Origin of the sequence: Burkholderia crassaminum (assembly GCF_964265005.1) — a bacterium.
In the GTDB taxonomy this organism is placed as follows: domain Bacteria; phylum Pseudomonadota; class Gammaproteobacteria; order Burkholderiales; family Burkholderiaceae; genus Burkholderia.
This window is the reverse complement of the sequence record NZ_OZ183800.1, coordinates 396,125-421,040: the sequence shown is the minus strand read 5'-3', so window position 1 is coordinate 421,040 and position 24,916 is coordinate 396,125. Positions and strand designations below refer to the sequence as shown.

General features: G+C 67.2%; 20 protein-coding genes. 8 read left to right on the top strand and 12 right to left on the bottom strand.

Going from position 1 to position 24,916, the window contains the following annotated elements; genetic code table 11:
• Nucleotides 1-70 precede the first annotated feature (70 nt).
• From ACPTTF_RS19045 to ACPTTF_RS19035, 3 genes are all read right to left on the bottom strand, one after another.
• Nucleotides 71-1,498 carry an MFS transporter gene (locus ACPTTF_RS19045; protein ID WP_423367750.1) on the bottom strand — a complete coding sequence of 476 codons (1,428 nt, stop codon included), beginning with the start codon at nt 1,496-1,498 and terminating at the stop codon, nt 71-73.
• 403 nt (nt 1,499-1,901) lie between these two features.
• A complete protein-coding gene (locus ACPTTF_RS19040) occupies nt 1,902-2,477 on the bottom strand; it encodes an imm11 family protein (RefSeq protein ID WP_423367749.1) in 576 nt (191 codons plus the stop codon).
• Nucleotides 2,478-2,689: 212 nt separating this feature from the next.
• Nucleotides 2,690-3,073 carry a DUF2750 domain-containing protein gene (locus ACPTTF_RS19035; protein ID WP_423367748.1) on the bottom strand — a complete coding sequence of 128 codons (384 nt, stop codon included), beginning with the start codon at nt 3,071-3,073 and terminating at the stop codon, nt 2,690-2,692.
• Nucleotides 3,074-3,759: 686 nt separating this feature from the next.
• On the opposite strand from ACPTTF_RS19035, the gene ACPTTF_RS19030 reads away from it, so the two are divergent.
• A complete protein-coding gene (locus ACPTTF_RS19030; RefSeq protein ID WP_423367747.1) occupies nt 3,760-6,207 on the top strand; it encodes a DUF3772 domain-containing protein in 2,448 nt (815 codons plus the stop codon).
• Nucleotides 6,208-6,213: 6 nt separating this feature from the next.
• On the opposite strand, the gene ACPTTF_RS19025 is transcribed toward ACPTTF_RS19030, so the two are convergent.
• From ACPTTF_RS19025 to ACPTTF_RS19015, 3 genes are all read right to left on the bottom strand, one after another.
• Entirely contained in the window at nt 6,214-6,582 is a 369-nt protein-coding gene (locus tag ACPTTF_RS19025) for a hypothetical protein (RefSeq protein WP_423367746.1), read from the bottom strand.
• A gap of 255 nt (nt 6,583-6,837) precedes the next feature.
• Nucleotides 6,838-7,341: a hypothetical protein gene (locus tag ACPTTF_RS19020; protein WP_423367745.1), complete on the bottom strand. Its 504-nt coding sequence runs from the start codon at nt 7,339-7,341 to the stop codon at nt 6,838-6,840.
• Nucleotides 7,342-7,446: 105 nt separating this feature from the next.
• On the bottom strand, nt 7,447-8,958 hold the full coding sequence (locus ACPTTF_RS19015) for an aldehyde dehydrogenase family protein (RefSeq protein WP_166965990.1): 1,512 nt from the start codon (nt 8,956-8,958) through the stop codon (nt 7,447-7,449).
• Nucleotides 8,959-9,592: 634 nt separating this feature from the next.
• On the opposite strand from ACPTTF_RS19015, the gene ACPTTF_RS19010 reads away from it, so the two are divergent.
• The 3 genes from ACPTTF_RS19010 (at nt 9,593) to ACPTTF_RS19000 (ending at nt 13,386) form a co-directional block, all read left to right on the top strand.
• Nucleotides 9,593-11,173 (top strand): amino acid permease, encoded by a 1,581-nt coding sequence (locus ACPTTF_RS19010; RefSeq protein ID WP_423367744.1) that lies wholly within the window; start codon nt 9,593-9,595, stop codon nt 11,171-11,173.
• Between the two features lie 153 nt (nt 11,174-11,326).
• Nucleotides 11,327-12,595 carry an NAD(P)/FAD-dependent oxidoreductase gene (locus ACPTTF_RS19005; protein WP_166965994.1) on the top strand — a complete coding sequence of 423 codons (1,269 nt, stop codon included), beginning with the start codon at nt 11,327-11,329 and terminating at the stop codon, nt 12,593-12,595.
• 116 nt (nt 12,596-12,711) lie between these two features.
• Nucleotides 12,712-13,386 carry a TetR family transcriptional regulator gene (locus tag ACPTTF_RS19000; protein ID WP_166965996.1) on the top strand — a complete coding sequence of 225 codons (675 nt, stop codon included), beginning with the start codon at nt 12,712-12,714 and terminating at the stop codon, nt 13,384-13,386.
• Between the two features lie 75 nt (nt 13,387-13,461).
• On the opposite strand, the gene ACPTTF_RS18995 is transcribed toward ACPTTF_RS19000, so the two are convergent.
• A complete protein-coding gene (locus ACPTTF_RS18995; protein ID WP_423367743.1) occupies nt 13,462-15,267 on the bottom strand; it encodes a phospholipase D-like domain-containing protein in 1,806 nt (601 codons plus the stop codon).
• A gap of 104 nt (nt 15,268-15,371) precedes the next feature.
• Complete coding sequence (locus ACPTTF_RS18990; RefSeq protein ID WP_039339705.1) at nt 15,372-16,130, bottom strand: DeoR/GlpR family DNA-binding transcription regulator; 759 nt, start codon at nt 16,128-16,130, stop codon at nt 15,372-15,374.
• A gap of 208 nt (nt 16,131-16,338) precedes the next feature.
• On the opposite strand from ACPTTF_RS18990, the gene ACPTTF_RS18985 reads away from it, so the two are divergent.
• The 3 genes from ACPTTF_RS18985 to nadE all read left to right on the top strand — a co-directional run bounded on the left by ACPTTF_RS18985 (nt 16,339) and on the right by nadE (nt 18,775).
• Nucleotides 16,339-16,524, top strand: coding sequence for a hypothetical protein (locus tag ACPTTF_RS18985; RefSeq protein WP_006480515.1), 186 nt, complete (start codon nt 16,339-16,341; stop codon nt 16,522-16,524).
• Between the two features lie 322 nt (nt 16,525-16,846).
• Nucleotides 16,847-17,716, top strand: a complete 870-nt coding sequence (locus tag ACPTTF_RS18980; RefSeq protein ID WP_423369844.1) for a DMT family transporter — start codon at nt 16,847-16,849, stop codon at nt 17,714-17,716.
• A 210-nt stretch (nt 17,717-17,926) separates the two neighbouring features.
• Entirely contained in the window at nt 17,927-18,775 is an 849-nt protein-coding gene (gene nadE, locus ACPTTF_RS18975; RefSeq protein ID WP_166966000.1) for an ammonia-dependent NAD(+) synthetase, read from the top strand.
• Nucleotides 18,776-18,907: 132 nt separating this feature from the next.
• Here the strand turns inward: nadE and ACPTTF_RS18970 are convergent, their stop codons facing one another.
• The 3 genes from ACPTTF_RS18970 to ACPTTF_RS18960 form a co-directional block, all read right to left on the bottom strand.
• Nucleotides 18,908-20,584, bottom strand: coding sequence for a S10 family peptidase (locus ACPTTF_RS18970; protein WP_423367742.1), 1,677 nt, complete (start codon nt 20,582-20,584; stop codon nt 18,908-18,910).
• 75 nt (nt 20,585-20,659) lie between these two features.
• Entirely contained in the window at nt 20,660-22,264 is a 1,605-nt protein-coding gene (locus ACPTTF_RS18965; RefSeq protein WP_423367741.1) for a S53 family peptidase, read from the bottom strand.
• 249 nt (nt 22,265-22,513) lie between these two features.
• Nucleotides 22,514-23,140 carry a LysE family translocator gene (locus ACPTTF_RS18960; RefSeq protein ID WP_166966006.1) on the bottom strand — a complete coding sequence of 209 codons (627 nt, stop codon included), beginning with the start codon at nt 23,138-23,140 and terminating at the stop codon, nt 22,514-22,516.
• 134 nt (nt 23,141-23,274) lie between these two features.
• Here ACPTTF_RS18960 and ACPTTF_RS18955 point away from each other — a divergent pair, with 134 nt between their 5' ends.
• Nucleotides 23,275-23,739 carry an Lrp/AsnC family transcriptional regulator gene (locus ACPTTF_RS18955; protein WP_043180815.1) on the top strand — a complete coding sequence of 155 codons (465 nt, stop codon included), beginning with the start codon at nt 23,275-23,277 and terminating at the stop codon, nt 23,737-23,739.
• Nucleotides 23,740-23,865: 126 nt separating this feature from the next.
• On the opposite strand, the gene ACPTTF_RS18950 is transcribed toward ACPTTF_RS18955, so the two are convergent.
• Nucleotides 23,866-24,777, bottom strand: a complete 912-nt coding sequence (locus tag ACPTTF_RS18950; protein WP_166966027.1) for a LysR substrate-binding domain-containing protein — start codon at nt 24,775-24,777, stop codon at nt 23,866-23,868.
• Between the last annotated feature and the right edge of the window lie 139 nt (nt 24,778-24,916).

Sequence of the window (24,916 nt, the reverse complement as noted above, 5' to 3'; positions counted from 1 at the left end):
CGGCTCGCTCAGTGCAATCACATTGCACGCACGCCGCATGAACCGTGCGACATGCGTGCACATTCCTTGACTACTTCGAGATGGTTTCGAGCGCGATGCCCTTCGTGCGCGGCCCCATGAGCCCGATCGCGGCCATCACGACCACCATCGCGCCCGCGATGAACGCGAACACGCCGAAGGTGCCGAAGCCCTTCAGCACGGCCGCGATCACGAACGACGAGAAGATCGCCGAGAAGCGGCTCCACGAATAAACGAAGCCGACGGCCCGTGCACGGATCGACGTCGGGAACAGCTCGGCCTGATACGCGTGGAAGCTGTACGACATGATGTTGCTGGCGAGCGTGAGGCCGATGCCGAGCACGATCAGGAATGCGCCCACCGTCGTCTGGCTGAACAGCAGCCCGCAGACGACGATCGCCGCCGCCATCGCGACGATCACCGACTTGCGCTCGAAGCGGTCGGCGATCACGAGGCCGATCAGCGGGCCGACCGGCGCGGCGAGTGCGATCACGCTCGAATACATCAGGCTCGACGTGATCGTGATGCCCTGCTTGATCAGCAGCGTCGGCACCCAGTTCGCGAAGCCGTAGAAGCCGACCGTCTGGAACACGTTGAAGATCGTCATCATGATCGTGCGGCTGCGATACGGCTGCACCCACATGTCGCGGAAGCTGCCGCGCGGCGGCACGGGCTCGGCGGGCGCGGGTGGCGGCAGCGGCCGGCCGTACTCGGCTTCGACCTTCGCCTCGAGCGCGCGCATGATGCGGTCGGCTTCGTCGACCCGGCCCTGCTGCGCGAGCCAGCGCGGGCTTTCCGGCAGTCCGCGGCGGATCCACCATACGAACAGCGCGCCGTGCGCACCGATCAGCACGACCCAGCGCCAGCCGTCGAGGCCGAACGGTGCATGCGGCACGAGCAGGTAGGCGAGGAACGCGACCACCGGCACCGCGACGAAGCCGACCGCCTGCTCGCACGCGAATGCGCGGCCGCGAATCTGCTTCGGTACGAGCTCGGAGATGTACGTGCCGATCGTCACCATCTCGACGCCCAGGCCGAGACCGACGACGAAACGCCAGAAGTTCAGCCCGGCGGCGGTGTCCTGGAACGCCATCACTACGTTCGCGGCGGTGTACCACAGCAGCGACCACGTGAAGATCGCGCGGCGGCCGAAGCGGTCGGCGAGGAAGCCGCATGCGATCGTGCCGATGAAGAGCCCGGAGAACAGCGCGGCGATGAAGCTCGCGACGCCCGTGGTGCCGAACAGGCCGTGCGTCGTCGCCGAGAGGATGCCGCTTTTCACGAGGCCGGGCGCGACGTAGCCGCTATAGAGCAGGTCGTAGAGCTCGAAGAAGAAGCCGAGGCTCAGCAGGACGACGAGCTTCCAGACGGTACGTGTGGGCGGCAGGCGGTCGAGGCGGGCCGAGATGGAGCCGGGGTCGATCGCCGCAGGGTGGGCGGCGCCTGCTGCGGTGAGCGAGTCGGGCTGGGTGGATGCCATGGTGGCAAGTCTCCGGATTCTTGATTGTCTTTGGCGCTGGCAGAGGGGAACTGGCGAGCGGCTTCGCGCATTTTAGCGAGGCGCGCGTGAGCACATCAATCGGCTGAAGCACGGCCCGCGCGACAGGGTTGCCTACCACTGGAAATATCCGACACCGACACTCGCGGCATCCTGATAGTACCGGTCATACAGCGCGCCATTCAGCATGCCGACCGGGCATCCCGGTGCCGCACGTTGAGACAGGACGTAATACCTCACGGTAGGCTGCTCCTCACCTGACAAGCCCGACGATCGCCGATCATCGACAACGGACCGCGATTCCGAAGCGGGACGCGTACTGTTCGCCCCGCATCGGTTCGATGGCTCACACGGAACCTTCCTGAGACTGCCGCCCGGTCCGGCGTCAACCGACCGGCGGGATGCCGGTGGTGAACCTGACACCCTTGTTCGCGGCGCGCAGTACCGCATCGGCCAGTTGATCGCCGACGACGATGTATGACGCGGAGTCGCATTGTCGGCCCATGCCGTTGGCCGGAAAGTCGGCGCGCAAGACCAGCCTTCTGAAACCGACCGTGGCGTCGGGGAACCCCGGGATTTTCACCACGATCGGCTCGGACGCGTCGCGATCGACCACGTCGACTGTCGTCGTCGGGTTGAGCAGGAAATACGAGCCTTCAATCGCCTCGCCGCCCGATCTGATCACTGCCGGGATGAACTGCACATCATCGTTATCCACCCGCGCTTCGATCGCCATACGTACCGCTTCGTTGACGAGCGGAACCAGGATGTCCGACCAGATGACGCCGTAATCCCGAATCCTCGACCGCCCGTTTCGCGGCAGTTCGAACGACAGGGGCACGGGTGTAGCGACGCGCGTTGCCGCCTGCAGCTCGAACCGATCCATCTTGCTCGCGGCCTCGTCGTAGCGGGCCATTCGGCTTGCCGGATAGTCCGCTTCCGTGGTCCAGATTTTCGTCATGCTTCCTCATCCGGTTCGGACGTACCCGTCGCGCTGACCCCATCATTGCCCCTGAAGCTCGGTGCTATGTTCCACCAGCCTCGGTTCATGCAGAACGATCCAATGCATTGGCCGGCCGGGGCGCCGAGTGAATGACTTCGCATTGATTGACGGAATACCCCGTGCCCCCCCCTCTCGACCCGATTCGCGCCCGGTAACGGGCGCGCATGAATTTACTCATACTGCGTCAACTCCGCGCGGATCGACGCCAGCAGATCGAGCGGCAATACAAGCGACCCGCTGTCTTCCGGCGTCGGAAAAACGGCACATACCCTTTGATCCCTTCCCATCCCGGGCAACCAGCGCGACAGAAACGCGTCGAGAGGAATCGCCTGCGCATGAAAGCCCGCCCATTCGTCACCGGCACAGATCGCCGCGAAGTCCTGCTCGGGCCAGAATGGAATCACGATGCGCCCCTCCGCGGCCGCGGTCGCCCAACCCGTATTGAACAGGCCCCAGACAACTTCAGAGTCGGCAATCTTGCGAATGAAATAATCGGATCGGGCGTGAGCGTCGAGCCGCAGAACGCTTTCGATCTTTCGTGGGTGAGCCGCCATCAAACGCCTCCGCGTCGATGTCGAGCCTGGCGGAAAGCGGCGGCGGGCTTGCCCGGGATAGACATCGCGTCGGCCGCCGGCGCCGGCCGTCCGACGTTCGCACGGCCGATACGCCGCGCGCCACTGTCACCGAACGGCTCGATGCAGTCCGAACCGGCATCGGTCGGCCACGGCGCAGCCCGTTCGTCCGCCGTGCCCACGGGAAGTGTTTGATCTGCCACGCTCTAAGGATGCCTGTCGTTGTTCGTGTTCGGATGCCCGGCGACGGCTTCCGCGTCTCGTGCCGCGGATGACCTGCCGGCGGCTCGCGGCATTGTACGACGGCCACGCAGCCGGGAAATGTCCGGTCGCCGGTCCGCCCCGGGGCCCCTCACGGAGATCATGCCCCGTTTATCCGGCTCATCGGCGCGCCGACTTTATGTAAATGTCGTAACCGTCTGTCCCGCCGCTTGCCCCGACCGACTGCAGAAAACGCGCCCTTTCCGCCGCGACTCGCGCCGACAGACCCCCGGTAAAACAAGGCGACCGGGATTTCCCGTAGTCCGTCGCGCATGCCTACCCCGGAGACGCCACAGATGCAGATTCGGAAATGGTTCGCCCCACACCCCGGTAACATGCTACCGGGCCAATCACCGGCTTCCGGCTGCCTTTCGGCACCCGGCACTGTCGGCAAATCGTAAGCATTCATGTTCATACAACGACTATCCACGTACGCCCGCCGGATCGCGCTGATCGCGCTGCTGCAGTTCGCGGCGATCGCGACCGCGTCGGCGTTTCCGGAGGCTGCTTCCGCCCCGGGCGCAAGCGGCGTCGGCGCGCCCGTGCCGGCCATCTCGCTGAACGACGCCGTCGCGCAGCTCAAGCAGATGCAGGTCGAGCTCGACCGCATCAAGCAGCAGACCTCGACCGCGTCGAGCAGCAAGGAGCTGGACGGGCTCGACGACTCGGCGCAGGAGCTGAGCACCGACGTCGTGAAACTACAAAGCGATCTCACGCCGCAACGCGCCCAGATTCAGGCACAACTCGACGTGCTCGGACCGCCGCCCGCCGAGGGCGCTGCGCCGGAAACGGCAGCCGTCGCGAAGCAACGGGCCACGCTGAACGCGCGCAAAACACAGCTCGATGCGGCGCTGAAGCAGGCCGCCGACCAGAAAACCGGCCTGACGAACCTGGCCGAGCAATTCGCAAAGCTCCATCGCGGCCTGCTGAAGAACCAGCTCGCGTTCCGTTCGGGCGGCATTTTCAGCGCGCAGTTCTGGCTGCCGCTGTTCCATCTTTCGCCGGACGACACCCAGCGGCTCGGAGATTTCGACGAAGAAATACACGACATGCTGCGCTCGTCGTGGGTGCCCGGACAAAAGGCGATCACCGTGCTGCTGCTGATCGCCGCGTTCGCGGCATGGATGGGCGGCCGCCGGCTCATCGAGCGCGGGCTCGCCTGGCTCTGCGTCAACCGCCTGCCGGCCACCCGCTTGCGCCGCAGCGCACTGGCGTTATCCATCGCGCTGTCGACCCTGCTGGCGACCGCCATTGCCGTTCAGATCCTTTATCTCGCCGTCGCGCGCCGTTACGACCTCACGTCGGGACTGACCGATCTGTGGGACCAGTTCGCGAAGCTCGCCGCGACCTGCGCACTGATCGCCGGGCTCGGCCGCGCACTGCTCTGCACGAAGCATCCGTCGTGGCGCCTGCCCGCGCTCGCCGATCCCGTAGCGCTCGCGATGAAGCCGTTCCCCGGCATCCTGGCCGCGCTGCTGCTCGTGTCCGGCACGCTCGAATCGATCAACCGGATCGTCGACACCAGCCTGTCGGTCACGCTGTTCGGTCGCGGCATCGTGTCGCTCGTCGTCACGCTGACGGTCGGCGCGTCGCTGTTGCGCGCCAACCGCGCGCGCAGCGTGCTCGCGGCGGCGGGCGAGGCACCCGAGCAGCGCTCGACGCTCGCGGGGCTGATCCATGCCGGTGTCACGCTGGCGATCGTCGCATCGCTGATCGCACTCCTGATCGGTTACATCACGGTCGCGCGCTTCATCACGTACGAGCTCGTGTGGTTCGAGATCGTGCTGTGCACGACCTACATCCTGATCCAGTTGACGCGCGACGCGAGCGAAAGCCTGTTCTCGTCGAGCCTGGCGACGGGTCAGCAGATCAAGCACCTGTTCGCGCTCGAGGATCGCCACCTCGACCAGGCGCGCACGGTGCTGTCCGGTTTCGGCACGAGCCTGCTGATGCTGATCGCGGCCATCGCGCTGCTGACGGGCGGCTTCGGCACGACGCCGAGCGACCTGCTCGACAGCGCGGTCGCGATGATCGGCAGCCAGCGGCTGCAGAGCCTGAACATCATGCCCGACCGGATCCTGAACGCGACAATCGGGTTCGCGATCGGCTTCTATCTGTTGCGCTCGCTGCGGCGCTGGCTCGACAGCGAGTTCATGCCCGCGCTCGGCATGGATACCGGGATGCGTGTATCGCTGATCACGCTGTTCACCAACGTCGGCTACGTACTGCTCGTGCTGATGACGCTCGGGCTGCTCGGCGTGCGGTGGAACAACCTCGCGTGGATCGTCAGCGCGTTGTCGGTGGGTATCGGCTTCGGCCTGCAGGAGATCGTGAAGAACTTCGTATCCGGGTTGATCCTGCTGACCGAGCGCCCGGTGAAGGTCGGCGACATGGTCAGCATCGCGGGCGTCGAAGGCGACATCCGCCGCATCAACGTCCGTGCGACCGAGATCCAGCTCAGCGACCGCTCGACCGTGATCGTGCCGAACTCGCAGCTGATCTCGCAGAACGTGCGCAACGTGACGATGGGCAACAGCACGCAGGGCGTCGCGACGCTGGTGCTGACGTTCCCGCTGAACACCGATCCCGAGCAGGTGCGCGACCTGCTGCTCGACGCGTATCGCTCGCACCAGGCGATCCTCGAGAAGCCGGCGCCGTCGGTGACGTTCAGCCAGCTCACGCCGGACGGAATCACGCTGAGCGTGACGGGTTACGTGTCGAGCCCGCGGATCGCGAGTTCGACGAAGAGCGATCTGCTGTTCGAGATCCTCAAGCAGTTGCGCGCGGCGGGGATCACGCTGTCGAGCCCGCAGATGCTGGTCGTGCAGAACATGCCGGCGGCGGCGGAGAAGTGATGCAGGCTACGCGCCGGGTGGCGTCGCGCTGAACGGTCGGGTCGGCTGTCCGCGGTCGATGCGAAGGTTCACAACATCGTCTGCGGATACCACCCATGCATCGCCGGCCTGCGTCACGAATGCGATGGCGCCGTCCGTACGCCGGGCGGCGACGAACGGGTCCAACGTCGTCGACATCACGACCCAGTCGACATGGTTTCCCGTGCGCTTGTAGAAGAATCCGTATGACCCGTGCGACGCGCCCTCGCCGCCTGCATAGATCGCGCCGTCGATCTCGATCGAGAATCGTTCGAATGCATCGGTGACATCCGATTCGTCGATACCGATCAAATCATCCAGCGCCAGCCGCGCACCAGCAATCGTGTAGCCGATCACGCGCGTGCGGCTCAACGCGATGCAGTCCGCGTAGAAAAACGATTCGCTTCGTATCAGATCCGCGAGCGTGTCCATTCGTGTCCCCGTCCCGATCGGTCAATCGATCGTGACCGTCTCTTCCCAGCCGTAGACGATCTCGTCGCTCGCCTCGTCGTCTTCGTGACAGGTAATCGTGATCAGGTTGTCGCTCGGATCGCGCAGATGCGCCGCTTAGCCGGCAATCATCCGTGCCACCACGTCGAACCGTCCGCCGCATCACACGCACGCACGCGGCGGTAGCGGAATCCCACTCTGTTCCAGAACGGCGATCGCCTTGCGAAGAAACGCCAGCGGAAGATCGGTGTTCGCGCCGTACAGATCGACGATTCCAACCTCGACGACGGCTTCGACCAGCGCCGCGAATGTCTGCGACTCGCCATCCGGCAGCACCGATTCGATGGCTGCCGGAACGGGATCGCCTCTACCGTTCAGTTCGAGCAATGCACCTTTCCGCTCCCACTCCGGCAGGCTTCGAGCACCCGCGACGGCGTCGAGATGAGCCAGGAGCGCATCGATGGCCACGTGCGACACCCCTTTCGCGTCGCAATAGCGACGCAAACAGGAAGACGCATAAACCTGCATGCCGACCGGCGACGACCCCGCCAGGCTCGCAAGACATTCATTTCCGTTCACGATCTCTGCACCGTCGACCCGGGCCGGCACGCACGCGCGCCGTTCCCGGCATGTCATCGAAAAAGCACCGGCGCCGAACGACGCCAACGCGCACGATACCGCATTGCGCCGCGCCAAACACAACGGGCCGGCACCGCAACGCGGCAACCGGCCCGATTCATCGTCAAACGGTGCGACACGCACCGCGCGACATCACACGTCGAACTTCACGCCCTGCGCCAGCGGCAGCTGCCGGCTGTAGTTGATCGTATTCGTCGCGCGGCGCATATACGCCTTCCACGCGTCCGAACCCGACTCGCGGCCGCCGCCCGTTTCCTTCTCGCCGCCGAACGCGCCGCCGATTTCCGCGCCGCTCGTGCCGATGTTCACGTTGACGATCCCGCAGTCGCTGCCCGCTGCCGACATGAACTGCTCGGCCTCGCGCATGTCGTTCGTGAAGATCGCCGACGACAGGCCTTGCGGCACCGCGTTATGCAGTTCGATCGCGTCGTCGAAGTTGTCGTAGACCATCACGTACAGGATCGGTGCGAACGTCTCGCGCTCGACCACGGCCGATTGCTTCGGCATCCGCACGATGGCCGGACGCACGTAGTACGCATCCGCGTGACCGACGTCGACGCGCTCGCCGCCCTTCACCTCGCCGCCCTGCTCGCGTGCATCGCCCAGCGCCTTCTGCATCGCATCGAACGACGCGCGATCGACCAGCGGGCCGACCAGCGTGCCTTCTTCGAGCGGGTTGCCGACCTTCACCGACACGTAGGCCTTCTCGATGCGCGGCAGCAGTTGCTCGACCAGGCTGCGATGCACGATCAGGCGACGCAGCGTCGTGCAGCGCTGGCCGGCCGTGCCGACCGCCGCGAACGTGACCGCGCGCACCACGAGGTCAAGATCCGCGCTCGGCGCGACGATCATCCCGTTGTTGCCGCCGAGTTCGAGGATGCCGCGCGCGAGGCGCTGGCTCAGCACCTTCGCGACTTCCTGGCCCATCCGCACGCTGCCCGTCGCGCTGACGACCGGCACCTTCTTCGACGCCGTCAGCACCTCGCCGACATCGCGCATGCCGAGCACCAGCTGGCTCAGGCCCTTCGGCGCGACGCCCGGATGCGTCTTCTCGAACTCGCGCAGCGCCTTCTCGAGCAGCACGTGGCACGCAATCGCGGTGAGCGGCGTCTTCTCGGACGGCTTCCACACGACCGAATCGCCGCACACGAACGCCAGCGCCGCATTCCAGGCCCACACCGCAACCGGGAAGTTGAACGCCGAAATCACGCCGCACACGCCGATCGGGTGCCACGTTTCCATCATCCGGTGGCCCGGGCGCTCCGACGCGATCGTCAGGCCGTAGAGCTGGCGCGACAGGCCGACCGCGAAATCGCAGATGTCGATCATTTCCTGCACTTCGCCGAGCCCTTCCGACGTGATCTTGCCGGCTTCGAGCGTGACGAGACGGCCCAGTTCGGCCTTGTGCTCACGAAGCACGTTGCCGAACACGCGCACGAACTCACCGCGCACCGGCGCCGGCACCGTGCGCCACTTGAGGAATGCGTCGTGCGCGGCGTCGATCTTGCGCTCGGCGTCGGCGGGCGTGTCGACGGCCAGCGTCGCGAGCGTCGCGCCGTCGAGCGGCGAACGCGCGGTCAGCGCATTGCCTTTCCACTGGGCGAGATCGATATCGAGCGCGGCAAGAATGTCGTTGAATTGCATCACTTCCTCTTCAGGGACAGATTGATCGGTGCGGCGGCAGCGCCGCCCGCGTGATTCGATTGGAGCGCGTTCGCGCGCCCGGTGCAAGCGGATGCGCAGCGCGGCGGGCCCGGTGCGCCGTACGGCGCATCGCGCTGCGCCGCCGCCGGAAGCCCGGCCGGACGGCGCGCCCCCGCCTCGCAAGGCACGATCCATGAAACACATTGTCGGTGGCCACAAGTCGGGCCGCTATTGATATTAACTCACGACTTCATTCCCAAAACGCAACAACTCGATAGGCCCACCCCACGCGCTTCTGCGCCGATATAGGACGTTTCCAAAGCCCGTAGCCGGGCCGTCGGACGCATCGCGACACGATGCAAGTTGATGACAAACCTGCATCACCCTGTGCGGAAATATCGTTTGCCGGCCGTGCATCGGGCACACACAATCGTTGCGACGTCGAGGTGCAACGCACCCGGCGCGCCGCCGGCCGCCACGACTGCAGCCGGACGCCAGACGAAGGCGACACGCATCGCGATCCGGCTCATCAGGCCCGCTTCCGCACCGCATCACCGCTGCCCGGCCCACGGCCGGCAACGCGTCGCGCTTCGTCACCAAAAAACAATCCCGGAGACAGCGCCCAGCGCCCGCCATGCATTCAGATGCCCGCCCCGATTCACCCCGTCCGTCCGGCTCGCCGCCCGCGAAGCCGTCCCTCCACCGTGCGCTGCAGGCACGCCATCTGCGAATGATCGCGATCGGCGGCTCGATCGGCACGGGCCTGTTCGTCGCGTCCGGCGCGTCGATCTCGCAGGCCGGCCCCGGTGGCGCGATGCTCGCGTACATGGTGATCGGGCTGATGGTCTATTTCCTGATGACGAGCCTCGGCGAAATGGCCGCGTTCATGCCGGTGTCGGGCTCGTTCGCGACCTACGGCGCGAAGTTCGTCGACGAAGGCTTCGGTTTCGCGCTCGGCTGGAACTACTGGTACAGCTGGGCCGTGACGCTCGCGGTGGAGCTCGTCGCCGCGCAACTCGTGATGAACTACTGGTTTCCGCACGTACCGGGCATGTGGTGGAGCGCGCTGTTCCTCACCTTGATCTTCGCGCTCAATGCGTTGTCGGTGCGCGGCTTCGGCGAAGCCGAATACTGGTTCGCGTTGATCAAGGTGCTGACGGTGCTCGCGTTCGTCGGCGTCGGCCTGCTGATGATCTTCGGGATCATGCAGGGCGGCCCGAGCGCGGGCTGGGGCAACTTCACGATCGGCGACGCGCCGTTCGCCGGCGGCTGGGCGACGATGCTCGGCGTCGCGATGATCGCGGGCTTCTCGTTCCAGGGCACCGAAATGATCGGCGTCGCGGCCGGCGAATCGGAAAACCCGCGCACGACGATCCCGCGCGCGGTGAGCCAGATCTTCTGGCGGATCCTGCTGTTCTACGTGTTCGCGATCTTCGTGATCGGCGTGCTGATTCCCTATACCGACCCGAGCCTGCTGAAAAGCGACGTGACCGACATCGGCGTGAGCCCGTTCACGCTCGTGTTCCGCCACGCGGGCCTCGCATTCGCGGCCGGCGTGATGAACGCGGTGATCCTCACGGCCGTGCTGTCGGCCGGCAACTCGGGCATGTACGCGTCGACGCGGATGCTCTACAACCTCGCGGTCGAAGGCCGCGCACCGAAGATCTTCGCGAAGCTGTCGCGCGGCGGCGTGCCGCGCAACGCGCTGTATGCAACGACGGCCGTCGGCGCGCTGTGTTTCCTCACGTCGCTGTACGGCGACAAGACCGTGTACCTGTGGCTGCTGAACACGTCGGGCATGGCCGGCTTCATCACGTGGCTCGGCATTGCCGTCAGCCACTACCGGTTCCGCAAGGGGTTCCTGAAGCAGGGCTACCGGCTCGACCAGCTGCCGTACCGATCGAAGTGGTTCCCGTTCGGCCCGCTGTTCGCGTTCGCGTTGTGCGCGGTCGTCGCGCTCGGCCAGGATTACCAGGCGTTCCTCTCCGACAAGATCGACTGGGTGGGCATCGCCGCGACCTACATCGGCCTGCCGTTCTTCCTCGCGATCTGGCTCGGTTACGCGCTCGTGCGCAAATGCCGCCTCGTGCGCTACGAAGACATGGAGATCGCACCGTGGATCGAACGCAACGCGACGCCTGAAACCGCACCGCAGGCCGAAACCGGCTACGCGGGCTACGTCGCCCGTCCGGCCAACCCGACGCAGGGCGCCTGAGCGCCCGGAGCGGCCCGCATCGGCCGACTTCGCACCGGCCGCCGCCCACGCGCGGCAGCCGGTGCGCTGCCCCCCATTCGACGCGGCGCGCGCGTTCAGGCAAGATCGACGCGCGCCGCCTGTTTTTCCGCCGTTACGAGTCAACGAAATCGCATGCAGAACTTCTACGAAGCCACCGTTACCCGCCAGCCCTACCCGCAACTGACCGGCACGATCGACACGCAGGTCTGCATCGTCGGCGGCGGCCTCGCCGGCCTGTGCACGGCGCTCGGCCTCGTCGAGCGCGGCGTGCATGACGTCGTCGTGCTAGACAGCGAACGGGTCGGCTTCGGCGCATCGGGCCGCAATGGCGGCTTCGTCTTCGGCGGCTACAGTCTCGACAACGCCGACCTGCTGCGCACGCTCGGCCGCGACGAAGGGCGCCGGCTCTACCGGCTCACCGTCGATGCGGTCGAACTGATCCGCGCGCGGATCGCACGCTACGACATCGACTGCGACATCGTCGACCAGGGCGTGATGCTCACGAACTGGTTCGACGATCCTTCGCGGCTCGACAGCGTGCGCACGCTGATGAAGGACGAACTCGGCGTCGACTGGGAACCCGTTTCGACGGACGCGCTGCGCAAGCGGCTGAAGACGCAGCGCTATTACGGCGGCCTGTTCGAGCCGAATGCCTTCCACTTCCATCCGCTCAAGTACGTGCTCGGCGTCGCGGCGGCCGCATCGCGCGGCGGCGCGCGCGTGTACGAACGCTCGGCCGCGCTCGGCATCGCGCGCGAAGGTGCCGGGTACGTCGTGCGCACGGCGCAGGGCACGGTGCGCGCGAAAGACGTCGTGTTCGCCGGTGGCGGTTATGCGCGCGGCGTGTCGCCGCGCATCGAGCGCGCGGTGCTGCCGATCGCGACCTACGTGATCGCAACCGAACCGCTCGGCGCACGCCTGCCGGACGCGATCGACGCACCGTACGCGATCTACGACACGCGTTTCGCGTTCGACTATTACCGCCCGCTGAAGGACACGCGCATCCTGTGGGGCGGCCGGATCTCCGTGCTCGACCGCGGCCCCGACGCGATCGCACGGCTGCTGCGGCGCGACCTGCTGCGCGTGTATCCGCAACTGGAAGGCGTGAAGGTCGACTACGCGTGGGGCGGGCTGATGAGCTACGCGCGGCACAAGATGCCGCAGATCGGCCGCGACGCGGACGGCGTGTGGCACGCGATCGCGTTCGGCGGCCACGGGATGGCGCCGACCACGGTTGCCGGCGAAGCGCTCGCGGCCGCACTGGCCGAAGGCCGGCCGGTGCCGGAAGGCTTCAACGCGTTCGGGCTCACGCGCACGTTCGGGCTGGCGGGCCTCGCTGCCGCACAGCTCACGTATACGGCGTACCAGGCGCGCGACGCGCTCGCATCCTGCCGTCGCTGAGCGGCGGCCACGGCGGCCGAAACCGCCCTGCCGATTAGAGCGGAAGGTCGGCCGGGCGGGGATTTCCCACATGCTAGAATGGCTTTTCCAAGCCGCCGAAGCCACAATAAATTCACATGAAAGCAGGAAGCAAGGCCGCCACGTCCGACACCCGCGCGCTTCCGTCCGATACGCGGCGCAAATACGATCCCGAGCAAACCAAGCGCAACATCCTCGACGTCGCCACGCAGGAATTCTCCGCGATGGGGCTCGCCGGCGCGCGCGTCGATGCGATCGCCGAGCGTACCAACACGACGAAGCGGATGCTCTACTACTACTTCGAAAGCAAGGAAGGCCTGTACGAGGCCGTGCTGGAGAAGGTGTACGGCGACATCCGCGCACTCGAGCAGGAACTGCACGTCGGCGACATGGAGCCGCGTGAAGGCATGCGCCGCCTCGTCGAATTCACGTTCGACTATCACGACAAGCATCGCGACTTCGTTCGCCTCGTGTCGATCGAGAACATCCACGGCGCGAAGTATCTCGAACAGCTTAAGTCGTTCAAGAACCGCAACGTCAGCATCATCAAGACGCTCGAGGAACTGGTCGAGCGCGGCGCGGCAAGCGGCGCGTTCCGCCAGGACATCGACGCGTTCGACCTGCACCTGCTGATCAGCTCGTTCTGCTTCCACCGCGTGTCCAACCGCTACACGTTCGGCGCCGCGTTCGGCCGCGACCCGTCGGCGCCGCGCCTGCGCGCACGGCATCGCGACACGATCGCCGACGCCGTGCTGCGCTACGTCGCCGCATAAGCGGCGGCGGCAGCCGGTTTCCCGGCCAGCCTCACGTCGGGCGCGCGACATCCGCGCCCGTCGCGCTCGCGTGCATCAGTCCGTCGGCGCGGTCGACGCAAGTGCTATCCGCGCCTTTTCTTCCGGGCTTCCCGCCACGTAATACTTCTTCGCCCAACTCGAATCGGGCGCAAGCGCGAGCCGCGCATGCGTACCCGTGCCCGTATCCGCGCCCGCGCCCGTGCCGTGCTGCTTCGCATTGATCGCCAGCGCCCGCGCGCGATAGTGCTCGTAAAACCGCAGGAATTCCGCGAGATAGATCGCCGAGATCCGCGAGTCGCGGATCTCGAGCAGGTTCTCGTCGTTGTACTGCTCGGAATTGCGGCTCATGTTCGCCGAGCCCGTATAGACGACCGGATGCGCGCCCTCCGCATCGATCACGATGAACTTGTGATGGATCACGACGGGCGGAAAGGCCGGTGCCGGTTCACCCGGGAAGAGGCGCAGCTCGGGCTCGAAACCCTGCGGCACGGTGGCCGGCGAGAAATACGCGGCATCGATCACGTCGTGGTTGTCGCGGCTGCGGTGGTACAGCTCGAGGTTCGCGAGCGTGGCCGCATCGAGCGTCTGGCCGGCCTGCTGCTGGGCATCGGCCTTCGTCGCGCTGCCTGCGTTGATTTTGTTCACCAGGCCGAACATCATCAGCCCGCGGTCGCCGGCCGCGAAGCACGCGTCGCGCAGCGCCGCGTCGGTCGGCATGAACAGGCAGAACGACACCGAATGCTTCGCGGCCGCGATCGCGGCGACGATCGTGTCGATCTCGGTGCGCTGCCCCGCCGGCTCCGGCGAAAACGCGAGCCGCACCTGCGCACTGCCGATCGTCATCGGCTCCGACCACCCCGGCGACAGCTTCGCCGTCTCCGCGATCGACGGATTCCCGGCCAGCGCCTGCGCGCGATCGTTGTACAGCGCGGCAAGCGCGGGCGAATCGAACGCGTGCAGCACGTTCGCCTGTTCCGTGAGCCCCTCGGTCGTGAAGTTCGCGGAGCCGGTCAGCACGCGTGAGGGCACCGCGTTCGACGCCGCATCGGTCACGATGAACTTGTCGTGCATGATGTGCGTCTTGTCGCGCGGCGCGAGCGTCGCGAGGCCCTGCAGCGCGTCGACGGCCGGCTGGTTCGGCGACGGCAGCGGCGGCTTGCCCTTGCGCGCCGTCGTGTGCGCGTCGTAGACGATCGCGAGCGACGCTTCGCCGTGCTGGCGCCCGAATGCTTCGAATGCGGGCAGCACCCACAGCGTGTCGGTCAGGTGATAAACGGCCGACGCCGCGCGCGACGCGGGGTCGAGCATCTCCGCGAACACCTGCTCCATGTCGTTCGCGAGCCACGTGCGCAGCTTCAGCGCCTGCGCGTCGCTCGGGGCCGCATTCGGCGCGAGGCCCAGCGCCGCCACCTGCTTCGCGAATGCCTGCGAGCTGACCACCGCGCGGTTGAACCACGTGCCGATGCCATCCTCGACATGCGCGGGCAGCACGACGTTGCACACGCCGGCTTGCGCGTCGAGTACCTGCAGGTTCGCCGGCGTGCCGACGACCGGATAGACGTCGTAGCGGAACGACGCACCGCGATCCTGCGGATCGATGCGCGCGTCCCACCACATGAATTTCTGGATCGGCGCCTGGTCGGTCGGCGCGTCGCCCTGCGTGTGCGCGGCCGGGCCGTCGAACGTCAGGCGGTTCGGCAGCCAGCTGTCCGGCGCGCGCGTCTTGCCGTCGGCCGACCAGAAGCCCGGCGTGCGCCGGATCGCGAAGCCGAGGAAATCGGCACGCGACGCCGCATCGGGCCAGTCGAAGGCCAGCAGGACCAGGGTGGGGGAAAGATAGCTGCGCACACTGACGGTCATTCGTTGCTCCCTGGCTTGCGGCCGGTCGAGATGAATGGGTCAGTCTTGACGGCGGTTCTTCCCGCGCAATGACGGTTCGATGAACCTTGTATGTCGGACGCGCGTCAGTCGCACACGAGCAGCTCGATCCCGCGCGCGGTCAGCGCGCGGCGCACGGCCTTGTCGGGCGCGCGTTCGGTCACGAGATAGCGGGCAGCGGCCGTGCCGTTGATCCTCACCGGCGTCACGCGGCCGAATTTCGAATGGTCGGCAACGATCATCGCGGTGCCGGCCGCCGCGATCATCCGGCTGCGCACCTCGGCCGCGAGCCGCGAGTAGTCGGTGCATTCGCCGTCGGGCGTGATGCCGCCGGCGCCGACGAACGCGAAATCGACGTGGTACTGCGCGAGCTGCTGGATCGTGTCGAGCCCGAACGTGGCGTCCTCGTCGTCGGACAGCTCGCCGCCGAGCAGCGTCACGCGATTGCCGTTGCGCCGCGCGAGCACGAACGCGGTGCGCCAGTCGTTCGTGTAGATCGACAGCCGGTGCCGGTCGGCGAGCGCGAGCGCAACCGCATGCGGCGTGCTGCCCGAATCGATCAGCACCGATGCATCGTCGGGCACGAATTCGGCCGCGCGCCGCCCGATCGTGCGCTTCGCTTCGGCGTTCGCGGCTTCGCGCTCCGACAGGCTCGGCTCACGGCGATCCGCGGCCAGCGCACCGCCGTGCGTCATCACGAGCAGGCCGCGTGCGGCCAGTGCGTTCAGGTCGCGCCGCACGGTCTCGCGCGACACGTCGAGCGAGCGGACGAGTTCCGCGACCGACAATGCGCCCGATCGCCCGAGCTCCGACAGGATGAATTGATGACGTTGTTCCGCCAGCATCGCGTGTGCGCCCGAGGCGACTGGTAATGGGTAAGCCGACCATTGTATTACGGCCGTTTGACCGGGATTTGACTGCGGCGGGAAACCGGGCAGGCCGCGTTTCCCGAAAGCGAAATTCTGTATTGCCTGACGCGCGCGAATCGGCGCGGCGCCGGTTGCTACACTTTGCGCTTCGCCGAATGACAGACCAAGCAAAGGGGCTCGCGCCATGTATCGCAAAGGCAGTGTGATCGAAATCCAGTTTCCGCCCGAACGTCTCAACGACGCGGCCGGCGATCCGTACTGGATCGACCTGACGCTCGACGAGGCTCGCCGGCTCTACGAACAGCTCGCCGCGCGCTTTGCGACCGACGCACGCGCCAACCAGCCGCTCGACACGTTCTCGATCGACTGATCTTCGCTGCTTCACGCTCGCCCGCTCCGCATGCCGGGCGGCGCCTCTCCCCTTCCCGCGGCATCGCCCGGCCCACACCGACGGCCGCATGTGCGACACATTCGGCACGTTCGGCACATTCGGCACATTCGGCTCGTTCGGCTCGTTCGGCTCGTTCGGCTCGTTCGGCTCGTTCGGCTCGTTCGGCTCGTTCGGCTCGTTCGGCTCGTTCGGCTCGTTCGGCACGCAGCATGAGTGCAGGATTCGACAAGACGCCGGCATCGCTTCCCCCGATACTGGCCGACTTCACGATTCTGTCCGGCCGCATCGCGGCCCGTCACGCATGCTTACCTCGATCGTCGCCGCCGCTTTCGTCGCACTCTGGTCCACCGGCTTCATCGTTGCGCGGGCAATCAAGCCCTACGCCGATCCCAACCTGTTCCTGCTCGCGCGTTTTGCGGGCACGGCCGCGCTGTTCGGCGTGGTGGCGCTCGTCGCGCGCGCGCCGTGGCCGGCCCGGCGCGAATGGCCGCGTCACCTGATCGCGGGCGCGCTGCTGCAGGGCGTCTATCTCGGCGCGAGCTACTGGGCCGTCGCGCAAGGGCTGAACGCGGGCGTCATGGCGCTGCTCGGCGCGCTGCAGCCGCTCGCCACCGCCGTGCTCGCCGTCCCGCTGTTCAACGAGCGCCTGCCCAGGCGCGGCTGGTTCGGGATGGCGCTCGGGCTCACCGGCGTCGCGCTCGTGCTGGCGCCGAAGGTTACGGGCGGTGTCGCGACGCCGCCGGGCGCCGCGCCTGCGTGGCTCGTCGTCGCCGTCTCGGTGCTTGCGGTCGGGTCGATCACCGCCGGCTCTCTGTATCAGAAAGGCAAGCTCGCGAAAAGCGACCTGCGCACGGCGGTTGCCGTCCAGAACTTCGGTGCGGCGATCGTCGCGGCCATCTTCGTCGCGCTGCTGCACGAGACGCGCTGGATCGGCGCGCCGGCGCTGTGGGTCTCGCTCGTATGGGGTGTCGTGTTCCTGTCCGGCGGCGCGGTCACGATGCTGATGTGGATGCTGCGGCGCGGCAACGCCGCGCGCGCGACGTCGCTGCTGTTCCTCGCGCCGCCGCTTGCCGCGCTCCAGGGCTACTGGCTGTTCGGCGAAACGCTCGCGGCCATCCAGCTCGCCGGCTTCGCGCTCGCGCTGGTGGGCGTCGTGCTCGCGCGGCGCTAAAGCGCGCCACCGGGCCGGTACCCGCATCGGAGCGGCACGCAAGGAGGCCCATCGCGCGGCATCCTGCACCCGCCCGGCGCACCGTGCACCACGGCGATGCAGCCCGTCTCGCCGAAGCAACGCGAAACCGCCGGATCGCACGCCCGGCGCGGCGCCGCGCCGCGATTGCGCTTATGATGGGCGCCTTGATTTCGTTCCGGAACTCCCTTCATGACATCCGCCGATTACGCCAGCCGCCAACGCGCGATCATTGCCGAACTGAACGTCGCCCCGCACTTCGACGCCGAGGCCGAGATCGCCCGCCGCGTCGAATTCCTCGCGCAATATCTTCGTTCGACCGGCCTGCGGACCTACGTACTCGGCATCAGCGGCGGCGTCGATTCGTCGACGGCCGGCCGGCTCGCGCAACTGTCGGTAGAACGCCTGCGCGCCGACGGCTACGATGCACGCTTCATTGCCATGCGCTTGCCGAACGGCGTGCAGAACGACGAAGCCGATGCGCAGCGCGCACTCGCGTTCATCCGCGCGGACGAGGAGCTGACGGTCAACGTGAAGCCGGCCGCCGATGCAATGCTCGGCGCACTGGCCGCGTCCGGCCATGCCTTCGAGACGCCGGCGCAGCAGGACTTCGTGCACGGCAACATCAAGGCGCGCGAGCGCATGATCGCGCAGTACGCGGTGGCTGGTGCGCGACGTGGCATCGTGATCGGCACCGATCACGCGGCGGAATCGCTGATGGGTTTCTTCACGAAGTTCGGTGACGGCGGCGCGGACATCCTGCCGCTCGCGGGGCTGAACAAGCGTCGCGTGCGCGCGGTGGCCCGTGCGCTCGGCGGCGAGGAACTGATCGTGATGAAGGTGCCGACGGCCGACCTCGAGGAACTGCGCCCGCTGCGCCCCGACGAGCACGCGTACGGCGTGAGCTACGACGAGATCGACGATTTCCTCGAAGGCAAGCCGGTCAGCGACCATGTGTACGAGACGGTGCTGCGCTTCCACGAAGGTTCGCGCCACAAGCGCGCGTTGCCGTACACGCCGTTCGACTGGCCGACCGCCTAAGCGGCTAGCGCGGCGGAACGACCGCCGCGTCGCAATCCGGCGCTGCGGCCTGGCAACCGGCCGGCGGCGTCGGGGCCCATCCGCCGCGCGCGGCCGTGACGGCCACACGCGGCAACCCGGCGACGGGCACCGCTACGCGTGCCCGCCCGTCTTCGTCGCCTGCAGCGCGCGAATCCGCATCCGCGCCCCCGTGTCGCTGACCGTCGCGTCGTACATCGTCGCGAGATCGCGCTTGAGCGCGGTGCGCGATCCGCCGTCGAGATACACCATGTGCCCCGACGGATAGAAACGCGCGGACAGGTTCTGCCGCACCTTCTGGTCCTCGAGCGGCATCTGCTGCAGGTCGATCACGGTCTGGTAGAACGGCGTGACGAAATCGTAGAAGCCGTTCGCCGACAGTACCTTCAGGTCGACGTTCAACGCCATCACCGCGGCGAGATCGCCGGCCGTATAGAGGATCACGTTCCCCTGCGCATCGATGCCCTGCTGCGCGCCGGTCGGGTCGATGTGGCTGAAATCCCAGTTCTGGAACGCCTGGTCGTTCAGGTCCGTGAACGCGGAATTCGACGTGAACTTCAGCTGCTCGTTCAGGTAGCTGTTCCACATCGCCGTGTAGACGCCCGTCACGGCCGTCATCGTCGGATCGTTGCCGCCCGAGTTCGGGTCGATCTTGCCGGCGATGCCCGACGAGATCCCTGTCACGCGGCCGTCGTACGAGCCGAGCGCGAGCCCCTGCGCATGCAGCAGCGTCGTCAGGAACAGCGAATTGCCGCGTGCGTCGTAGCCGGCGATATTGAGGCTCCACGATTGCAGCGTCGCGGTATCGATGCCCGTGTATTGCGACAGTTTCTGCACGGCGGCCGGGTCCGCATGCGGGACCGCGCGCAGCGCGTTCAGGTAGTCGGTACGCGAGAACTGCGCGACTTCCTCGACGAACGCGCCGAGATCGGTCGGTGCCGGCGTGACGCCGAGTTTCTTGTGATACCACGCATCGGCGGCCGCGGTCGGCAGCGCGCCGACCGGGTTGCCGGCCTGCCGGTAGTCGAGGATCGACGATTGCAGCGTGACGCCGTTCAGGTCGACACCGTCCTCGTGCAGCTTGTACGCGAGCACGCAGCTGCGCGCGGTGCCGTACGATTCGCCGAACAGGTATTTCGGCGAATTCCAGCGGTTGTTCTTCGTCAGGTAGCGCTTGATGAACTGCTTCAGCGAATCCGCATCCTGGTCGACGCCCCAGAAGTTGCGGTTCTTGTTCGGCGCGACGGCCGCCGAATAGCCGGTGCCGACCGGGTTGATGAACACCAGGTCGCTGTGGTCAATCATGCTGTCCGGGTTGTCTTCCATCTGGTACGGCGCGGGCGGCGTGAACCCCGGCATCGACGTCTTGATGCGCTTCGGCGCGAACGAGCCCAACAGCACGAACACCGACGACGAGCCGGGCCCGCCGTTATAGAAGAACGTCACGGGCCGCGTTTCTTCCTTCGCGCCGTCGGCCGTAAACGCGACGTAGAAGAGCTTCGCGGCCGGCTGCGAACTGCTCGGGTCGACCGTCACGAGATGGCCGGCCGTCGCCGTGTAGGCAATGCGCTTGCCGTCGATCAGGATCGTGTGATGCGTGATCGCGGCCGCCTCGGTCGTGTCGGTCACCGAGTCGTCGGGGCCGTTGCCGTACGCGACCGGATCGAAGAACGGCTGGTCGCGGCCGTGGGCCAACGCGACCGGATTGACGGTCGGCGGCACGCCATGCGAATTGTGGTCGCCGTGATGCAGCGGATACACGCCGCCGGAAGATGCGGAATCGATGCCCATCGTGCTGCTCCTGGAGGTGAGAAAAAGGCGCGGGCAAGCAGCCCGCGCCATACGGAAAGCCGTGTACCGCGGCCGTCAGCTCGACGGCTTGCGCACAAGGATCGCGGCGAGCTGCGCGCCGTTCGGGCTGCCGAGGCCCGTGCAGGCATCCCAGCCCTGCGCGGCCGCATACGTACCGTTCGAGCCCTGCGTGATGTCGCGCAGCGCACCCGGATTCTTGTACAGCACCGGATTGACCCAGCCGGCGGCCGCACCGCCCGCCGCGCTCGCCGCCGCATTGATCCGCGCGATCAGCGCGGCCCACAGCGGCGCGACCGCACTCGTGCCGCCCATCACCGTGGCCGTGCCCGCGATCGACACTTCGTAGCCTGTCTGCGGCGACGCATCGCCGGCAACGTCCGGCACGCCGCGCTTCGCGAGCGGTGTGCTGCTGCCATCGGCGCGCGTGACGGTCAGCCCCTGCTGCCACGCCGGCAGGTCGAACAGCGTGCTGACGCCGCCCCCGCCCGCGCCGCCGCCGGCCGCCTCGTCGTTCCACGTGACCTCGCTGCGGATGCCCTGCCCGGGCAGCGCGTCGAGCTGCGTGCCGCCGCAGCCGAGCACATACGGGCTCGATGCGGGGAAGTCGACATGGTCGGCGCCGTCCTGCAGCCCGTCACCCGAGCCGCTGTCGCCGGATGCCGCGCACACCGTGATGCCCTGCGCGGCCGCCGCCTGCAGCACGCGGTTGAACGCCTGCGCGGACTGCGCCTGCCAGATCGCTTCGGGGCCGCCCCAGCTGATCGAGATCACTGACGGCTTGTTGGTCGTGTCGCTGACGGCCGCGTTCACGGCCTGGATGAAGCCTGCATCGCTGTTCGACGCGAAATAGACGGCGATCTTCGCGGCCGGCGCGATTGCGCCGGCGATCTCGATGTCGAGCGCGACTTCACCGTCCGGGCCGCTCGGGTCGCCGGTCGGCGTGTTGCGGCCGGTGCCGACGTTGACGTCGACGAGCGTCGGCGGCGTCGTGATGCCGAGCCCGCGGAAATACTGCTGGATGTCCGCCGCGCGGTAGCCGCCGCCGAGCTCGATGATCGCGATGCACTGCCCGGCGCCGTCGCCGGCCGGAAAGCCGTACAGCGATGCCAGCTGGATCGGGGTGAACGTGACGCCCGCCGCGCCGCCGCGCGCGGGCTTGAACGGTGGTCGCAGCCGGAAGTGCGGCCGCGCCTGCGGACGGCTGTCGAGGCCGAGCACGGCCGTGACGGCGTCGCCGAGATCGTCGGGCAGCGCGATCGGGCCGGAGCGGCCGCGATACTGGCCGATCGACTGATGCTCGAAGCGCTCGAGTTTGACGCCGAACGCGGCTTCGAACTGCTGGATCGTGCCGGACAGCACGACGACGCTTTCGACCGGATCGACGCGATCGACCGTCAGTTGGTGGCGACGCGCGAAGTCCTCGGCCTTGCGAATGTCGTCGGGATTGGCGGAAAAACGTTGCGCGAAGGTTTCGCGCGACACCGGTTTCGCTTGCGCGTCGCCGGTGGCGAGCTGGTGAAGCAGCGTATCGAGTTGCCCTTCTTCCTGCCGCCGCAACATGATCGTGACGTGGATGCGTTCTGCCGGATCGCACGGGCCGAGGCACTTGGACTCGGCGACGATTCGGGGTTCACGGTCGGCGTGAAGATGCCTTGCCATGTTCAGACCCTCCTTGGTACCGCGTTGCACGGAACAGCCAGGAAATCGGACAGGGCCAGCGGGAGACGGTTCCGTTCGGTCGGTCGGGTTCGCGACAGCGCGAAGTAACAGGGAGTTTAGAACAGTCAGACGATTTGCGCGCACGTCCTTCTGCGGCGGGGCGCACGCGCGGGCCGGCGTTGCGCGCGGCCCTCATCCGCTGCGGCGACACGCCGCGCGACCTGCGCGGGCGCAACACCGCAGCGGCACTCAGTCCATCGACAGGCGCAGCGCAAAGCCGATCAGCGCCGCGGAAAACGTCCAGCGCTGCACCGTCTGCGCGAGCGGATGCGCCCGCATCCACGCGGCGATCCGCGACGCGCCGAACACGCACGCGAGGTCGAAGCACACGCCGGCGGCCACCAGCAGCGCGCCCAGCTCGAACATCTGCAGCACGACCGGCCCGGCCTCGGGGCGCACGAACTGCGGCAGCAGCACCGAGCAGAACAACAGCGCCTTCGGGTTCAGCAGGTTGGTGAGCAGGCCCTTCACGAACGACTGGCGCAACTCGCCCGCCGTGGCCGCCGCTTCGCCGTCGCCGAGCGCGAACACGGGCGAACGGAACACCTGGATCGCGACATAGGCGAGATAAAGCGCGCCGCCGTAGCGAATCACTTCGTACAGCCACGGCGCGCTGCGGATCAGCGCCGCGACGCCGCAGGCGGACAGCGTCACGTGCGCGGTGCGGGCGAGCGACAGGCCGGCGGCGGCCGCCATCCCCGGCCGCACGCCGCGGCCGATGCTGGTCTGCAGCACGAGCGCCATGTCCGGCCCCGGCACCGCGTAGATGGCCGCCAGCGCGGCGAGATAAATCAACAGCAAATGCGTGGAAATCATGGTCTGCCCCTGTCCTCTTACGGCGATATGTTGCCGCCAGAGTGCGAGGGATTATTGGCCATCTTTGGCTCAGGATTGGCGATTCGTAGGGGAATCCGCCACAATCGTCGAATCCGCACCAGGAATCCGCCACCATGACCGAACTCGACAAAACCGACCGCGCCATCCTTGCCGCGGTGCAGCGCGACGGCCGCCTGCCGATCGCCCGCCTCGCCGACACCGTGGGCCTCTCCGAGACCCCTTGCGCGCGCCGCCTGAAGCGCCTCGAAACCGACGGCTACATCGAGCGCTACCGCGCGCAGCTGTCGCGCCAGGCGCTCGGCTTCGGCGTCGTTGCATTCGTGCTCGTGCGGTTCGCGACGCACGACCGCAAGACCGCCGACCGCTTCGAGCGGGAAGTGCTCGGCATCGAGCGGATCCTGGCGTGCCACAACGTGGCGGGCACCGCCGACTATCTGCTGCAGGTCGTGGCGCGCGATCTCGACGATTACGGCACGTTCCTGCGCGAATCGCTGCGGATGCTGCCGGGCGTGACGTCGATCGAATCGGCACTGTCGCTGCGCGAGGTCAAGCACGACGCGGGGCTGCCGGTACCGTGATGCCGGCGGGCGGACGGCACACGCGCGCCGCGCCCGACGCCCGATTTGTCACTTCGACGCCGATCGATGTGGGCCGCATCGGGCCGCGTCGCTGCAACACTCGCTGACATTGTTGATGCCGGCGGCCTACGCGATGTCGGACGGTTGGTGTGCGCGTTCGAGATCCTCGAGAAACGCTTCCACGAGCGGATTGCCGCGCCCGTTGCGCGCGACGACCATGTGGAACGTGACGTCGTAGCGCAGTTGCTCCGGATTGAGCGGCGTGAGCAGCCCCTGCGCGACGTAAGGCGCCGCGAAGTGCTGCGGCAGATAGCCGAGGTGGTGGCCGGACAGGATCAGCAGCGCGACGGCCTCCATGTTGTCGGCCGTCGCGGTCACGCGGTCGGGCGTCGTCGACATCTGCGCTTCGGGTAACGGATACGAGCGCCACGCCCATTCGAAGCCCGCGACGTCGGCCGGCGTCAGCGCGCCGGCGCCGTCGAACAGCGGATGGCCGCGGCCGCAGTACGCGACCTGGCGCTCGATGAACAGCGGCGTGTAGTGCAGCGACGGCACCCGGTGCCAGAAGTAGCCGACCGCGATCTGGATCTCGTCGCTCAGCAGTTTCTCTTCGAGATCGCCCGGCGCGCGCACGGAGATCGAGAAACGCACGGCCTCGTCGCGCGTGCGGAACGCGGCGATCGCCTCGGCGATCCGCGCGTTCTGGCTTACCGGCGTATGGCCGATCAGGCCGATGTGCAGCGTGCCGACCAGTTGGCGGTCCATGTGCCGCGCGGCCATCCCGAATTCGTCGAGCGCCGCGAGCAGCTTGCGGCTCATCGCGTGGAACCGCTCGCCCTTCGGCGTGAGCCGGAAACCGCTGCGGCCGCGCTCGCAGAGCCGGTAGCCGAGCCGCGTTTCGAGCGACGAAAGCTGCGCGCTGATCGTCGACTGCCCGACGTTCAGCACGGCCTGGGCGGCCGACACACCGCCCGCATCCGTGACCGCGAGAAACACGCGGATCAGCCGCAGATCGAGGGTCGACAGATTTCCCAGCACGTTCATCCCCTTCTATACATCGATGAAAATCGATGTTTACGTCGATATCTTCGCATTCTTCTTTCCCGGCTGAGCGCGTAAAACTGTGCGCCAAGCCGCGTCGGATGATACGGCAACCCCACATCGGAAGAGACAGCCC